Origin of the sequence: Saccharospirillum sp., assembly GCF_040881935.1 — a bacterium.
Taxonomy (GTDB): domain Bacteria; phylum Pseudomonadota; class Gammaproteobacteria; order Pseudomonadales; family Natronospirillaceae; genus Saccharospirillum.
Genome location: NZ_JBBECH010000013.1, coordinates 23,242 through 39,022, shown reverse-complemented (window position 1 = coordinate 39,022; position 15,781 = coordinate 23,242). Strand labels below are relative to the sequence as shown.

Genomic DNA, 15,781 nt, shown 5'->3' with positions numbered 1-15,781 from the left:
TTGGGTGGGTCAATTTTATTGGCCAAAAGTGGGTTAAAAGAAATGGCCATTGACACCTATGACCCGGACTCACCCGAACCCAAACAACCCCAGCCCCTGTTTCCCTTTTTCGGTTATCCCCGCCAAGGTATGCCTGCGGGGCTACCTTTTCGACTGCAAGACTACCTGGAACTGGTCGACTGGACTGGCCGGCATATCCGCCAGGACAAACGCGGCAGCATAGACCAGAAGCAAACGCCGATACTCGAACGCCTCAACATCGACTCAGAACACTGGGTATACAACACCCAGAACTTCGAATGCCAATTCAAAGGCCTGGTGGGCACTGCACTATCAATAAATGCCCAGTATCAGAAGTTTGGATACCAGCGAACACCCCACCTAAGGCCGGCCACCCTACTGACCTGATAATTCCCTTCAAGAACACCTGTCACAGGACACCCTGAGGGCCCACCGTGTCATAAAACCCAGATTCTAACGATGTCAGGCTGGAAATCCTCTGAATTCCAGATTTTCGTCGAGTTTTGAGTTGAGCTTTAAATCTCAAACAACGGGTTCGTGACAAAATTTATTAAAGTGGGTGTCATGTCGGGTTATGCAGCGAACAAGCACGCCGGCCACTCACTGGCCGAGGTGCTGGCCCAATCGCCCATAACCACGTAAGCCATGCCCAAGCATATCAACAAGGCCAATCGAAGGAAGTATTCAGTCCCTGCTCGCGTTGAGCAAGTATGTGATGCCGTAAAGCCCGGCAACCTGAAGCAAATTGTGCAGTGTGTTGGTATTAACCATAAAGACATGAAACATACTTAGAGCAGATGTCAATTACTTGGGACGCAATATGTGATATAAAAAGTGATTTACGCAGGATTGTACAGCCACTCAGCACAGTGCAGCGCTGCTTCTGCATCAACCAAGCCAGGACTAATCTCGAAAACAGCCATTCTCTCTATGAATTTCACGGGCGTAACAAATCTTTCAACATCATGGTAGTTTTTCCTCTCACCATAATCATCGAAAAGAACCACCATATCTTTCTTACAGTTTCCCAGCGTGGCTAAAAAACATGCCTTTCTAAATCTTCCATCGATCAGCACGACATCGGGTTGTTCAAAAAATTCTTCTCTCCATATCGCGTTAGAGTAATTAGGCCAATTTCTGTATTTGGCATCATCAGCTGGATGCCCCCACTCTTTAGTATTTCCAATATCCACATAATACAAGTAGGGATGAGAACGCGGATCTGAAGATCGAATCTGAAGACCTAGATTGCATAACCAAGACGCGTCGCTTTCAACGGAATATATTACTTTCCCATCCAGTTTAGCAGCCAAATAAGTAGAACCACCACTACCATACTCTAAAATAATGTCGGCCATTTCGTAGTACTTTTCAACTTCTTGAGCTACGAGCTCAGGAAATGTTATTTTTGGTTTTCTCATAAGAATATCCTAAAAAATTTATACTACTTTAAAAACATATCACACAAGGCTTAACAAAAAATGCTTTTATATTTTTCATATATCATCCTAAAAATCTCCTTCTCATTCTCCTCATCGAAAAACATATCCATGTATCGCTTACCATTTTCTGCTATTTGTCGACAGTGTTCATCATTATTTAAGCACCATTCATAGACCTCATCCAGATTATCCAACTCATCATTGAGTGGCACGTAATGAACAAAAGGTATTAACTGCGACTCAAGAAGCCAGCTTTCTTTCGTTGGAGCAGCCATTATGGGGACACTATTAGAGGCAAGTATCCATTTCAAGTTAGTTGCAACATCGTTGCCTTCTAAACTGATTAGGTATTTACTTTTTAGCTGCATGCCCCTAGGAATCACGCCTCGAACCAATGGGGTTATTGATTCATCTCCTTGCTTTCCCACTTTAGAAAATCCTATATCATAATCTACGAAATATTTATTGACAAAAACATATCGATTATTATGATCCCAGCTATAGCCCGACACGTTTTTAATACCAGTTGGTGCGCCTCTCCAAATCACTCCATTATTTTTTTCCTTCCAACCAAAACGATCAAAATTCTCATAAAAATCCCAATGGCGCTTTTTATTCAGCTTTAAAATAATACCTTTACCGTCTATGCTCCTTGCTTTTTTAAAAACCAAACCGGACGGACATCCTGAATCCAACTCAAGATCACCAAGTTGAACTGGAATTACTGACGACCCAACAACTTCTAAGAACACTATAAAGTCATCAACATAATTTTGAATTAAAGGTGTTGGCGGAACGGATCCTTTTGTCACACTATCTAGATTAAACAGAAAAGGCTTGCCAGCTATAAACCCCTCCTTCAAAGAATCATCTCCACCACTGCTACTTATGCCTTTATCGAAGTAAATGGCCACTCTTTCATTGTTGCTCAAATAGAACCTACGCCGATCCCCTTGATTCTCAAATACAGGACTTTTGATTAGCTGATTATATTCTTTTACTTTCTTATTTATTTTTGGCCCATCTGGCCTCAAAACCCTTGCAATCTCCATTATGGATAAAGCTTTTGATATGTCTCCATCGGCTTCAGCTCTTAAAGCAAAATCTCTTAGGTTATCTACTAACCTTGGCGTAAGCCCTGCTAGCTGCACTGGATTTTTCTTGCGATACTCAGAAATAAATTTATCAAAAAATTCAACAACAGCCCAATCCACATTACCGGAAATGGAAAATTTATCAAAATCCATTTGAAATAGGCTATCTCGATCGAAAAACCATTTCTTTCGAACTTTTTCATTAATATCATCGAACTGTCCTTGCATCTGCTCAGCCAGTTCTTTCCCTGGTTTAGACCCAGGGCCAGAGTACATGCTGCTGATAATCTGAACAAATGCTACCCTGGCCGTATTCTGTCCAATCCCTTCAACTGATACTGGGAAGTATTTATTTATCAGTTTAAGCAGTTCCTGTCCCGTAGGAGTGACTGACTCATTCGCAATTGAAATCACTTCTAGCTTCGTGAAATTAAGCCCTACAACATTACAAAAATCAGCAACGACATCGCCATCTACCAGCTCATCTCGCCCAAAGATACGGACGATCAATGGGCTCAATGGGAAGCTTTCCTGCCAACCCGACAGAAACTTAAAGTAATCATAATAGTAGTTATCTTGGTGGCACTGTTTAAGATACTCTCCAAGTTCCCCAACGCCCTGCGTTTTAAGATAAGTCGAATAATGAGATACGGCCATCTCAACTTGAGGCCTAAGGTAGCTAACAAGCTTTATTTTTCCAAAGAACCTTTCAAGAAATGACTTTAATTTATCGCGCTGTAGGAGTTCTCTAACACGAGAATGAAGATGTTCGCTTGAGAAAATAACCGTATGTACACTGGCTGGTAACTGACTTAGCTCAGTTTCGACATCTTTTTCTAAACTCTTTTCGAATTCTGCTTTTTTTTCTTCGGAATCGATCAAATTATTTTTATGGTAATCATCAAACTGGCCATCCATAAGACAATAAACACTTAACTTACGGTCATCCGCTGGCCCGGTGGATTTCATAAAATAAAACCCCTGCGCCATTAACGATTCCCGGTTATGCTTGAGAAACCGCTGAATAGTAGAGGTACCGGTTTTCTCTGTCCCAAGATGGAGAATCGCGTCCATTAACTTTCCTCTATCTGAATCTGTTGCAAAAGTTCATGATCGATCTCACCCTCATAGAACAACTCAGACTCTGAGGTCCATAGCGATCTTCCACCCATTGTTTTCGTTGTTTCACGCCCGATTGCCGTGCTTTCTTGGGAAATACCCTTGTGTGATACTGGCGCCAACTGCAGGTGCTCTGACAATGCGTTTACTATTTCTTCTGTTCCCGAGGCAATGTCGTAATACTTCAAGGCTAACACGTCTTCTCTAATGGCCCAGTTACGCACACATCGCTGCCAGAATTGAACACGATTTTCATTTGGATCAGCGTCCTGAACTCCTTCTTGCTTCAGGAATTCAAGAAATAACATTTTTTCAGGAATCTGAAAGACTGGCTCATGGCCTTTGATATTAAAATAATACAATGACCTAAAAACATTACGAGGATGGCGATAGGCATGAATATTAATCGTTTTATCAGAAATATCTTGTGCTTTTTCTTCTGACACATGGCCCAGTTTGATAAAATGGTGTAATTTTTTCTCTGGCTCTGGCTCATGGGTCTTGACAATTATTGATGATTCTTCCAGTTTCGCCAAGGGCCAATCAAGCACATCTTCGAGATGAAAAAAATCATTTTCAATAGAAAATCTTGAGCGAACAAGGTCGATCAGTGCATGCGTACCAGACCGACGATGTGAACTAATTTGTATAATCATTAACTGATGCCTAATGTCGATAAATCTTTTCGAGTAATGTTCTTGCACTTTCCTGCCAGGTTAGCCATGAAAGAGCCTCGCTGGAGTGAACTGCACCATGCCGATGTTTTACCAGCCACTGAGTGATGACTTGTTGAGCCGCCCCAACTTGCATATCACGTGGCAGGTAAGTCGCATGCTCCCCCGCCACCTCGCGGAATACCGGGATGTCACGCGCGATAATCGGCATGCCGACCTGAGCCGCCTCAATCAGCGGCAGGCCGAAACCTTCGCCATAGGAGGCAGCAATAAGACAAGAGCAGGTGCTGTAAACCTTGTCCAGATACTCATCACTGATACCCGCGAGCCAGAACAGTCGGCGGTTATATTCAGAGTGATTCTTGATCCGCGCCGCCAGTTGTTCGACTTTCCATCCTATTTTGCCGACGATCACCAGGTTGACGTCTTCCCCCTGCGCCCAGAGGGCATCGAACACATCCAGTGTATCCGCATGGCTCTTGCGCGGCTCCAGGGTACCCACCATCAGGAAGCTCGGCCTGGCTTCCAGCTTGGCGAGTACCTCCGGGGCATCTTCCGGCATGCCGATGCTAGGTGAAGAGCCGTCGATATCGGCGCCGTTATGGGACCAACCGATTTGCAGGGGGCGCAAGCGCTCTGGGCCGTGCTGAGCTACCCACTCCTCCAACTCTTCCGAGACCGTGCGTGACACGCAGATCACGCCGTCGGTAGCGGTTATGGTTTCCAGCCAGCAGGTGAAGCCCTCCTCGTTGCCGGGCGGGAAAAACTCCGGCATCTGGATGGACAGCAAGTCATGCAACAGGAACTTCACGGTCACGCCTTCGCCGCGCAGGCGCTGGTAAAAAGCCTCATGAGCAATCTGCACCTTGGGCTGCATGTCCAAGCCGAAGAAGACATCGCCGGGGGAGTGGTCGATCAGGCTGTCTTCGCCCGGCTCGCCCGGCCATCCCATGAAGGCGTGGGTAAAGGCGCGGGCATAGCGATAGCCTTCATCCGGTGCGGCACACACCGGCTCAACGCGATAGCCTTCGGGTGGTTGGGTCAACCACTCCCTGAGTACGCTGCGCACCACACGCTGGATACCGCTGCGGGCGTCACGCTGGGCAAGTTCCGACACATCTACCAGCAACTGATGTCGTGCATAGTGGCGCTCCACCAGCGCCTGCTTGAGCAGCTCAGCACTTTGCGCCCAGGTATTCCAGGTCAACCCCTCCACCCTGGGGTGGCGGCCTTGCCGGTATTGGGCTAGCCAACCAGCAAGATGCTGGCCCAGCCCTTCACCGCTGTCGGCTCTGAAATAGCTGGCGTGTTCGCCGGCCACTTCGCGGAATACTGGGATGTCTCGTGCGATCAATGGCACCCCGTAGTGTGCCGCCTCGATCAGCGACAGGCCAAAGCCCTCGTTGAGGCTGGCTGCGATCAGCGCGGCACTGGCCCGGTAGACCTCCCCCAGGTACTGATCGCTGATACCCTCCAGCCAGAACAGCCGCTGGCCACGTTCGGGGTGAGTGCGCAGCGTTTCGACCAGCGCCTCGATATGCCACCCCTGGCGGCCGACCAACACCAGGTTGACGTCGTGACCCTCTACCCATAACCACTCAACGGCCTCCAGCATCTGATGCTGCCCCTTGCGCGGCTCCAGAGTCGAAACCCCCAGCAGCGTGGGGCGCGCCATCAGCTTGGCGAGCACCGCGTCAGCCTCGTTAGGTAGGCCCGTGGAAGGCTGTGAGCCCTCGATGTCCGCACCGTTGTGCACACAGTCGAGCTGGAAGCCCGGCGAACAGTGCACCCGGGCTTGATCCATCCACTCTCGGTAGGCATCGGCGGTCGCCTCCGAAACGCACAGCGCGCCATCGAAGCCGGCCAGCATCGCCAGCCACTGTTCATGGAGTGCCTTGGCTTCAGGGTCGACGAACAGGCCATCCAACTGAATCGGTAGCAGATCATGGACCAGGAACTTAACCACAACCCCATCCATGCGCATGGCGTGCAGCTGTGCCTGCCGCGCCAGCTGCACATGGTGCTGCATGTCCAGACCGAAGAAGAGATCGCCCCGCTGCCAATATACTGGCGCATCATCCAGCGACGGCTCGTGGCCAAGAAAGCGGGCGGTGAAGCGGCGCGCGTAATGGTAGCCCTCCTCCCGAGAGGCATAAACGGGCTCGACCCGGAAACCAACCGGCGGTTGCACCAGCAGCTCCTTCAGGTAGCTGCGCACCACGCGCTGCACGCCGGTGGCGGCATCGTTGTGGCAAATCTCGGAGACATCTAGCAGCAGCTGACGCGTCGTGCCGGCCTGCTGATTGAGGGCAATCGCGGTAGAGAGTTCACTTTTAGCCCCATTGCTCCAGCTTTCAACAAAGGGCATTAGGGCTGGGATAAGTTGCGGATCGGCGGCGGAGTTATCATTGCTTACCTTGCCGGCGGGAGACGGGTTGACTAGCCGCTCCCAGGCGTTGATGGCCCGCTGGGCGGAGCGCTCCCAGGTAAACCTGAGGGCGTGCTGGGCACCGTGCTCCTGCAGTGCCTGGCGCAGTGCTGGCTGCTCTAGCACCTCGCGCAGCTTGTCGGAAATAGCCTGCACATCGAGGGGATCGAACAGTGCCTGGGGGTGGCCAATCACCTCCGGCAGGCTGGAAGTATTGGCGCCAATCACTGGAGCGCCACAGGCCATGGCCTCCAGTGCCGGCAGGCCGAAGCCTTCATGCCAGCTCGGGAAGACAAACAGGTGGCTGAGGTTATAGAGAAGCACCAATTCGTCATCTCTGATGTAGCCGGTATAGATGAACTCGTCCTCCCGCAACCCCACCCACCGGGCATGCTCCTGGAGTTGAACGACGATACCGTGGGGAATACGCCCGGCGAAGACCAACTGGTGGCCCTTTCGTAGGGCGGAAGGCAGGCGTGCATAGGCCTCGATCAGGCGCGGCAGGTTCTTGCGCTCGTCGCCACCACCACTGTACAGCAAGAAAGGCCTGTCGATGCCTAGCCGCCCCAGCAGCGCAACGCGCTGTTGGGCGTTGATTTCCAGGCGACGAAACATGGAGTCCGCCGCCTCCGAGGTGTTGACCACTCTGTTTTCCGAAATACCCAAGCAGTCGTAGGCCTCCTGGCTGGCCGAGTCGGATATGCTCAGGTACAGCGCCGCTCGCTTCAAGTGCGTCACCTTATTGCGATAGTAGGCGGCGAAAGGGGGATTGGCGTCGAGATACTCTTCCGGGTTGAGCAGGGGAATCAGATCGTGCAGCGTCACACTGACCGGCGTGGTCTTGTCCAATCGCCCGATGCTAAGTACTGCATCATCGCCATAGCCCTCAAATAAGCTGGGAATATGCACCAGATCGGGCTGCAGGCTACGGATAAACGCTTCGCGTGTCAGTTCGGCGGCGTGACGCCTTTCGGTATTATCTTGAATCACCTCGCGTACGGACCCTGGGGCATGCCAGACACGGATATTAGCCTGAGGCAATAGGCCATCGAAAGCTGCGCGGATGGGCTCAAGGGTTTCCGGAAACAGCCCATTCAGGGCGAGAATGATCTCGTGCCGGCCTCGGTTGCGGACGATGGCCTGGGTAAGCGAAAGAGTATACCGCCCAATGCCTCGATAGCGACTCTCAGTTTGGGCTCCTTGCATGTCTATGACGATACGCATCAGTGCACAACCCCCTGCTCTGCCGTCTGCAGCTGTTTAAAGACTGCCAAAGCATGGCGGGAGAGGCCCCGTCCATCGTAGTCTTGTACTGTGCAGTTGATGCGATGAACATCCAGCCCAGCATCTTCCATCCAACAACGCCCTTCATGCACCATGGTCACCATCAGCTCATAGTCGCCAGGCTCGTCTGGTGGTGTCAGATTGATGGGTAACTCGACATGACCGCCTGTCTCAACGGGTTCGCGTAGCGGTGTTCGCGCCCCATCGAACTCGTAGACTTCACCATCAACACTGTACCAGTGATAGGCAATAAAGAGCGGCTCTTCATACGTCGTTTTAAGTGTGTACCCCAAGGTATTCTCCAGCCTCACCTTGAGCTTACGTTTCAGGCCGGCATAAAGTTCGAGGTTCTCATCGATGACATGCAGGCCGCCAAAAGCACTGGTGGCATTCAAGTCAGAAGGCACGGCCTGATCGCTTGGCAGCCAATCTCCCGCCTTCAGGCGTTCGAGAAAATCTCGCACATCATGACCTTTCAGCAGGCATTCGATCCAGTAGCTCTTGACCTCATCACCGGCAGTCGCGAGTTGAAAGACACTCAAGGCTCTTTCTACTAGCTCGGTCTTGTGTTTCCTGCGTAGCTGTTCAATGTCCACATTCAAATCCATATTCTTGTCCATTCTTTTAGTCTATCTGGGCGTTGCGTCGAATCATGTCGTCCAGTGACAGTCCGTAATACTGCTCCCAGGCGATCTGCTCTCGCTGGCCTGCCGATGTCTCTGTTGTAGTTTGTTTGACTTGTGCGATGACGGCGTAATCGGGACTGACCCCCCTGAGTAAATCGCTAAGCTCGTAACCTGGTTTGTCGTGAAGCATAGAAGTTTCCTGCAGCCGGAGCACTTTCACACGCTCGTAGCTGTAATACTCCGGCACGAAGGCCAGCAACGGTGGCGGAAGCGGATTGCGGTGGGTTGGATCCATGTAAAAATTGCAGCTCCCGACCGTATAATTTTCTGGGTTGGGAGTTTCCATAATCAAAATCCCATCGGGCACAAGCACACGTTTCGCCTCTGCCACTATTTCGCGAAGCGAATCAAAAGGAATGTGCTCGACTACATGTATCAGACTGATGCAAATACGGCTGGCATCAGGCTGTGCACCCAGGTACGCAATCGCATCGCCTTGCTCAACACTCAGGCCAAGTACTTGGCAGCCGTCAAGCATTCCGGCATCCTGATCGATTCCATGGCCGGCAATCTCCGCTGCTTTGAGTACTTCCAGCCACTCACCTCGCCCACATCCGAGGTCTAACGCTGGCACGCCGGGGTTTCGCTCTGCGATAGGTTGCACAAACGAGAGGTACACGCTAACCCGCTGCTTGATGTCCTCCCGAGCCCCGCGAAACTTATCCTCAAGCGCTCGGTAAAAACCATCTGTAAGGTTCGTTTCCGGATTCTTGTCTTCCAAAGAGATGGGTAGAGACTCTGCTAACTTGTTAGCTTCTATCAACTTATCTTGAAGTTCCGAGACACGATTTTCTGCAGCGCTCTTGGCCTGATAATTTAGATGATTTTGATGCAACGCATCGTCACGCTCTTTAATTGCTGCTTCTAACTGGAGCTTCAAATCATCTCGCTGATGCAAATACTGATCACGCTCTTTTTCCAACTGAGCGGATTTTTCTTGCTCGATAGTTAATGACTGGGCATATTCATCAGCTTGTTTTATAACTGAGCGTTTTGTTTTATCAACTTGCTGGCCGCACTCAGCAAGTTGGTTTTTTGCATGTTCCAACTTGAGCAGGAGAGGGTGTCGTGCCAGAACCTGGCTGTTGCTGGGTAAGGTCAAGCCATTTGGCGATGTTTCTGCAGAGAGCAGGCTTGGCGGCACAGGCACTGGCTGTTGACGACGGTGTGCAGGCAACACGATTACCGTGGCTAGTCGGCCGAGTAAACCGCTATTTTCCAGCGCTTGTAAAAGCGTAGCGTTGTAGTTACCAACATCCAGCAGGAGCAAATGAGCAACCTGGTCTTCGGCTTCTGGCAGGCATTGCGAGAGTACCGTATCGACTGCTGTGGTGGGTTGCTCTTCGATGCCCTGGCTACGCAAGCCAGGATAGAGCCGTTGTGTTGCGTCGTCTACTGGAATTGGTCCGTTGGCCCAGGGCAGGCTATAGCGATACAAAATTCCGGAGCGCTGCTCAGTATCGGCAAGGGCTTGAACAATATGCACGTTTTCGAGTTCCTGGACTATCGTGCCCAGGTTATCGAGGACCTGCGAATCGGCATCAACCAGCCAAACGTGCTCGGCGAGAGCGAGGTATTCATCAATGTTAGGCGCAACGCCACAACCTAGGTGAATGAGTGAGTGATAGGGCTTAGTGCCGTTGTTCTGAGACATCTTGCGAATCCCGTTGTTTATAATATGCGCACTCGGCGGTAGCCAACCGGCTCTCGGATACTGGCCTGGAGAAAACAGGGCTGAATTGCATCGGCTACTTCCTGGTTTTTTTCTTATGTATGTGCTTCATATCTGCTGCTAGCTTCTGCCATTCCGCCCAATCCCGAGAGATATGGCAGCCCGTTTCCTTCAATTCATTCAACAGTTCCGGAAGCTGCTCTATCAGCGATTTAATAAATTCCTGGTCATCGTTGGTTATCTGCTTCCAAACGGCGGAATCCATGGCGTTGGGCAGTGCGAACCTTAGCTCCAATTTCTTGCCGTGCTCGTTTTCGCTTTCTTCAAACCAGTTTTGAAGGAGTTGATTAGGCTGTTCCGGAATTTCCAATTTAGGCTGCTTACCAAATTCCTTGGGTTTGATGCCTGCACATGAAAGTCGAAAGTGCCAATTTGAAGCGTACTGGCCTCGGAAGGTTGCATCTCTCAGCGTAATCCAGAGATGTTCATAGTCCGGATTGATTAGCTCGCGTTTCAGTTGAATTTTTTTATAGGCAAGCTTGGACACTTTTGGCTCTGGCTTACGAGTGCCGAGCCGTGACAACCACCCAGAAGGTGTCTCGATCTGCTTCTGAGCCAGCTCCTTTTGGACAGACAATTTGCGATTTTCGTCTTTGAGTTTATTTGCTTCCTGGCTCACTTCCTGAAATTTCAGGCAGTAATGCTCCAGTTCTTCCTGTACTTGGTTCAGCTGAAGAAGCAACTCTTCGTTATGTCCGGTGGACTCTTGAAGCTGGTGTTCAACTTGCTGTCGGTCTTCGCGGAGCTGCTTGCTCTCGGCGCTCGCACGCTGAGCAGTTTCTGCGCTTTCGGCCAAAGCTTCTGCACTTTCTTGCTGCTTGAGCAAGCTTGCTTCCAGTTCCTCCTGAACCTGGTGCAACTGGAGAAGCAGCATCTCACTCTCTACGAGGCGCTGTTCCTCAAGATCGGCCAACTCCTCAGGGCTAACGGTAGGAAGCGCTTTGAACTCTTCTAGCTGCTGTTCGAGACCCTGCTGTTTTTCTGTGGTTGCTTCCAACTGTTCCTGAACATAGCGAAGTTTAGCTAAAAGTTGTTCGTTTTCCCGGCGGAGCGTTTCAAGTGCTTTTCGCTCGCTGTCGGAGAGGTCCCTGGCACAGCGTTGCTGATAATCACGCAGAATTGAGGTAAGAGATAGATTCGCAGACCCTAGTATATTGCCTTCCAGGTCTGCTTCAACATCAGGTTCTGCCAGGGGGAGCTGTGCAGCCTGCAACTCTGCTCGCAGCGGTGCTAGCCCTTTCCCATGGTCCACCAGCGTTTTTTCCGCAACGTAATGAGCCAGTGTGATTGGAGCTTCTTGCTGTGAGTTACCCGCGAGCACGGGAAAATAAGATGACGATAAATCCAGCTCTACTCCCCAGCGTTCTTTGAGTTTTTCTGCAAGTGCTGAAGGATTGGCGCGGGCCTGGCGTGCATTGACCAACAGGCATCGCTCGGGATTATCCAAATAGAATGTCAGCATACGCTCATGCTGATTCCGCCACTGCTCCAGGCAGGTTTTTTCATCTACCCCAACGCCCTTCTCAGTTGTCCCTTCCAGTAGGTTGTATGCAAGATATTCCTGGGGATCGGAAGACAGAAGCAGGAAACCCATTCCGGGCTCGAGTTCACACCAGAACTCCAGCGCATCGAGGCTTGCCGGGGATGACCACCCCCATTGAGGCTGCTGGAAATTGGCCAACAAAAGATCTCCAGCAAGCTGCTCCCACAGTCGCCCTGGCTCCTGTTGACGCCGCAGCAAAGGGGCAACGTGGCCGTGCCAGTCCTCGATGCTGATGGTTGTCTCACGCTCAATGGGTTTTGCTGGCGCTAGTCCATTATTGAAAAGAACGTTGCAAACGCTTTCGAAATCGCGACCAGGAGTACCGGTAATACAAAGAGTTGTCATAAGCGAATCTATTGAATAGAAGGTGGATCAAAAGGGTGAAACATCCCTAGTGGGCGTGAACTCTACTTTGTTTACACTTGTCTATTTAACACGGCCATAGCCATCTTCAATACGAACGATGTCGTCTTCACCCAGGTAACTGCCCGATTGAACTTCAATCAGGTGCAGCGGCACTTTGCCGGGGTTCTCCAGCCGGTGTGTTTCGCCAATGCTGATGTAGGTCGATTCGTTTTCGCGCAGCAGGAATGAGCTGTCACCCCGGGTAACCATGGCGGTGCCGCTGACCACAATCCAGTGTTCGGCGCGGTGGTGGTGCATTTGCAGCGAGAGTTTCTCACCGGGTTTTACCGTGATGCGTTTTACCTGGTAACGCTCGCCCAGGTCTATGCCGCGGTAGCTGCCCCAGGGGCGGTGCACGGTTGAATGCAGGTGGTGTTCACCCCGACCGTTGGCTTTGAGTTGTTCAACCAGTTTTTTGACGTCCTGGGTGTTGTTTTTGTCGGCCACCAGTACGGCATCGTCGGTGGCGATGACGATGATGTCATCCAGCCCCGTAACTGCCACCAGGGCGTGGTCGGCATGCACATAGCTGTTGCGGGTGTCGTGCAGCAACACATCGCCTTTGGTGGCGTTGCCGTGCTCGTCTTTGGGTTTTATGTCCCACAGTGCGTTCCAGGCGCCGAGGTCGCTCCACCCCATGTTCACCGGTACCACGGCGGCATCGCGGGTTTTTTCCATGACGGCGTAGTCGATGGAGTCGTCCGGGCAGGCGGCGAAAGCCTCTGCGTTCAGGCGGCAGAAGTTGAGGTCTTGCTCTGCTTGCTCCAGGGCCGCGAGGCAGGCGGTTAGCATGGCGGGCTGGTGTTGCTCCAGCTCGGCCAGGTAGCGCTTGGCGCTGAACAGGAAAATACCGCTGTTCCAGAGGTATTCGCCACTGGCCAGATAGTCGGTTGCCGTTTCTGCATCCGGTTTTTCCACGAACCGGAGCACCTGGTTAACGCCGCCCAGGTTGGCCAGGGCTTCGCCTTTCTGAATGTAGCCATAGCCGGTTTCCGGTTTTTCCGGGGTAATGCCAAAGGTGACCAGCTTGCCCTGCTCTGCGGCAGCTTTAGCTTGCTGTATGGCGGCCAGGAAGGCGGTTTCATCGGCAATAACATGATCGGACGGCATCACCAGCAACAGGGCATCTTCCCGTTCCTGCAGTGCACTGAGTGCAGCAATGGCGACGGCGGGTGCGGTGTTGCGGCCCAGCGGTTCGAGGATGATGCGGCTCGGGGTAACGTCAATGCTTCTGAGTTGCTCGGCGACGATGAACCGGTGGTCTTCGTTACAGATCATCAACGGTGAACTGAAGCCTTCCCGGTTTACCCGCTGCGCCGTGGCTTGCAACATGCTGTTCTCGCCAACCAGGGGCAGGAACTGTTTGGGGTAACCGCCCCGGGAGAGCGGCCACAGGCGGCTGCCCGAGCCGCCGGAAAGAATAACAGGTTGAATGAGGGTGTCAGTCATGCGGAGTCCTTTGCGATGTGCTTTCACGGTTTGCGATGCCTGGTACCAGTTCGGTTAACCGCTTGCGGATGGCCTGGCCACAGTATTCCGGGCTGAACCGGGTGGTGGTGTAGTGTTGAGTTTGCCGATACGCCGGGTTAGTTGCGCATTCGCGCATGGCATTGGCGGCTTCGGCCAGGTCGGGCTCGGCCCAGGTCTGGCCGGTGCCAAAAAAGTAGTCACCTTCCTGCAGGGGTGTTTCGGTGTAGCCGACGGTGAAGGTCGGTGGGTCTGCGCAAAAATCCATATTGCCGGAGTAGCCGGTGGTGATGAGCGGTTTGCCCAGCAATTGGGCCTCGGCGAGAATTCGGCCAAAGCCTTCCGAACGATGCAGTGAGATAACGCAGTCGCAGCACTGGTAAAGCGCCAGTACGTCGGGTTTGCGCAGGGCTTCATCCACCAGGTGGATGCGCGGGTCGTGCTTTATGTGTTTTGCCAGTTCACGCCATTTGGGTGCGCTGCGGTTCAGGTGGCTAATTTTCAGCACCAAGCCAACCTGGTTGTCGGCGTGGTTTGGAAAGGCCTGCAGAAAGGCGTCGATCACGCCGGCCGGGTTTTTTCGGGTTAGCGTTGAATTCATGTCAAAGGCGAATACAAATAGGTAAGCAGCCCCTGGTAGCTTCCAGTGTTCGCGCGAGAGCTTACTGACGTCACCAAGCTGGACAGGCAACGGCATTGTCACCACAGGCACGGGCGCTTCTCGGTAGGCTGTGGCCGCGTAATGGCTGATGCCCCACAGTTCATCGACCAGACTCCAGGCGTGGTGCCAGGCCCTTGGCCAGTGCGGTAGCTCCCAGGGCCAAAGGCCTATGGTGTAGCGGTTGGTTAAGGCTTCCAGGCCCTGTTCGCAGGCAAAACGGGCCATTTCTATGCCGGTCATGCAGAACAGGTTGGTGTTGTAACGTGGCGCACTGCTAATCCAATGTTCGGCGCTTCGGTCGTGCTGGTTGATGTGTTTGCCCAGCTCGATGTTGATGATGCAAAACGGGATGCCGGCCGCCTCCAGTGCCTTGGCAATGGTTCGGACGTCTTCGCCGATGCCCAGCTCACCCCGCGCATAACCGTAGAGGTTTACACCAAAGGGGTACCTGGAATCGGGTTTTTTAGGTTGTGTATTCTCGCCCTGTGGCAGTGCATCGGCCAGGCGCGTCAGTTGTGCCACGGTGGGTTGTTTGCGGCCTTTTTTAAGCAGCGGTAGCGCCTTGTTAACCGGTACGGGCAGCCAACGGGCCAGCGATTTGCTGGCCCGGTTACTGCCGGGCGCCGGTGTTTGGCCTGCATTGAGCGGTGCCGCCTCGCCCCAGGCCATGGCGATGTCCTGATTGGCCTGCCGCAACCGGTTAAGTTGCTCGCTGTCGTCTTTTGCCAGGGCAATGTGGTCCATAAAGCGGTCGAAACCAGTGAATTGTTTTTCTATGGCCCCCAATTGCCACTGGGGCAGTTCGGTTAAGCCAATCAGTTGGCGTCCTTCCCTGAAATACCATCTGGCGGCCCGGTGGCGCTGTTTTGCATTGGCCAGTATCTGGCCATTCCAGTATTTGGCACGATGCAGGCCCGCCAGGTACATGCCAATGGTATAAACAGGTTGCCAGAGGTCACCGGAAAGCGCCGGTAACTGTAACGGCGCCATCAGCTCCTGGTTCCAGGGTTCAATAGACCGCAGGATTTGATATTCACGTCGGCCAATGGCCGTACACCAGCCCAGGAACCGCAGGTAATCGCCCGGTTTGTTGTTATAAAGCGGGAAGCGCTTTTGCAGATCCACCCTGAGTAGCCAGATCACCAGCATGGCGCCGTACAATCGTGTTGGCAGCTCGAAGGGAAGCTCTACAGGCTGGTAATAAGGATGGATTGTTGGCACTGCG

General features: G+C 52.2%; 9 protein-coding genes and 1 pseudogene. 1 reads left to right on the top strand and 9 read right to left on the bottom strand.

Features of this window, described 5'->3' with window-relative positions; all coding sequences use genetic code 11:
* Positions 1 to 408, top strand: a pseudogene (locus WEB54_RS01190) (hypothetical protein); the annotation flags it as partial.
* Positions 409 to 860: 452 nt separating this feature from the next.
* On the opposite strand, the gene WEB54_RS01185 reads toward WEB54_RS01190, so the two are convergent.
* The 9 genes from WEB54_RS01185 to WEB54_RS01145 all read right to left on the bottom strand — a co-directional run bounded on the left by WEB54_RS01185 (position 861) and on the right by WEB54_RS01145 (position 15,777).
* Entirely contained in the window at positions 861 to 1,442 is a 582-nt protein-coding gene (locus tag WEB54_RS01185; RefSeq protein ID WP_368052819.1) for a hypothetical protein, read from the bottom strand.
* Positions 1,443 to 1,492: 50 nt separating this feature from the next.
* Positions 1,493 to 3,631, bottom strand: coding sequence for a glycosyl transferase family 90 (locus WEB54_RS01180; RefSeq protein ID WP_368052818.1), 2,139 nt, complete (start codon positions 3,629 to 3,631; stop codon positions 1,493 to 1,495).
* On the bottom strand, positions 3,631 to 4,332 hold the full coding sequence (locus tag WEB54_RS01175) for a hypothetical protein (protein WP_368052817.1): 702 nt from the start codon (positions 4,330 to 4,332) through the stop codon (positions 3,631 to 3,633). Before WEB54_RS01175 ends, WEB54_RS01180 begins: the two co-directional genes overlap by 1 nt.
* A 10-nt stretch (positions 4,333 to 4,342) precedes the next feature.
* Positions 4,343 to 8,002: a glycosyltransferase gene (locus WEB54_RS01170; RefSeq protein WP_368052816.1), complete on the bottom strand. Its 3,660-nt coding sequence runs from the start codon at positions 8,000 to 8,002 to the stop codon at positions 4,343 to 4,345.
* A complete protein-coding gene (locus WEB54_RS01165) occupies positions 8,002 to 8,670 on the bottom strand; it encodes a hypothetical protein (RefSeq protein WP_368052815.1) in 669 nt (222 codons plus the stop codon). Before WEB54_RS01165 ends, WEB54_RS01170 begins: the two co-directional genes overlap by 1 nt.
* 16 nt (positions 8,671 to 8,686) lie before the next feature.
* Positions 8,687 to 10,402, bottom strand: coding sequence for a methyltransferase domain-containing protein (locus WEB54_RS01160; RefSeq protein WP_368052814.1), 1,716 nt, complete (start codon positions 10,400 to 10,402; stop codon positions 8,687 to 8,689).
* 94 nt (positions 10,403 to 10,496) lie between these two features.
* Entirely contained in the window at positions 10,497 to 12,368 is a 1,872-nt protein-coding gene (locus WEB54_RS01155; RefSeq protein ID WP_368052813.1) for a hypothetical protein, read from the bottom strand.
* 81 nt (positions 12,369 to 12,449) lie between these two features.
* Positions 12,450 to 13,877: a mannose-1-phosphate guanylyltransferase/mannose-6-phosphate isomerase gene (locus WEB54_RS01150; RefSeq protein ID WP_368052812.1), complete on the bottom strand. Its 1,428-nt coding sequence runs from the start codon at positions 13,875 to 13,877 to the stop codon at positions 12,450 to 12,452.
* Positions 13,870 to 15,777, bottom strand: a complete 1,908-nt coding sequence (locus WEB54_RS01145; RefSeq protein WP_368052811.1) for a glycosyltransferase — start codon at positions 15,775 to 15,777, stop codon at positions 13,870 to 13,872. Before WEB54_RS01145 ends, WEB54_RS01150 begins: the two co-directional genes overlap by 8 nt.
* Between the last annotated feature and the right edge of the window lie 4 nt (positions 15,778 to 15,781).

Bases quoted from the DNA above. Each gene is read 5' to 3' on its own strand.
- WEB54_RS01175 (WP_368052817.1), bottom strand. From the start codon at position 4,332: ATGATTATACAAATTAGTTCACATCGTCGGTCTGGTACGCATGCACTG.
- WEB54_RS01180 (WP_368052818.1), bottom strand. From the start codon at position 3,631: ATGGACGCGATTCTCCATCTTGGGACAGAGAAAACCGGTACCTCTACT.
- WEB54_RS01150 (WP_368052812.1), bottom strand. From the start codon at position 13,877: ATGACTGACACCCTCATTCAACCTGTTATTCTTTCCGGCGGCTCGGGC.
- WEB54_RS01160 (WP_368052814.1), bottom strand. From the start codon at position 10,402: ATGTCTCAGAACAACGGCACTAAGCCCTATCACTCACTCATTCACCTA.
- WEB54_RS01170 (WP_368052816.1), bottom strand. From the start codon at position 8,002: ATGCGTATCGTCATAGACATGCAAGGAGCCCAAACTGAGAGTCGCTAT.
- WEB54_RS01185 (WP_368052819.1), bottom strand. From the start codon at position 1,442: ATGAGAAAACCAAAAATAACATTTCCTGAGCTCGTAGCTCAAGAAGTT.
- WEB54_RS01155 (WP_368052813.1), bottom strand. From the start codon at position 12,368: ATGACAACTCTTTGTATTACCGGTACTCCTGGTCGCGATTTCGAAAGC.
- WEB54_RS01165 (WP_368052815.1), bottom strand. From the start codon at position 8,670: ATGGATTTGAATGTGGACATTGAACAGCTACGCAGGAAACACAAGACC.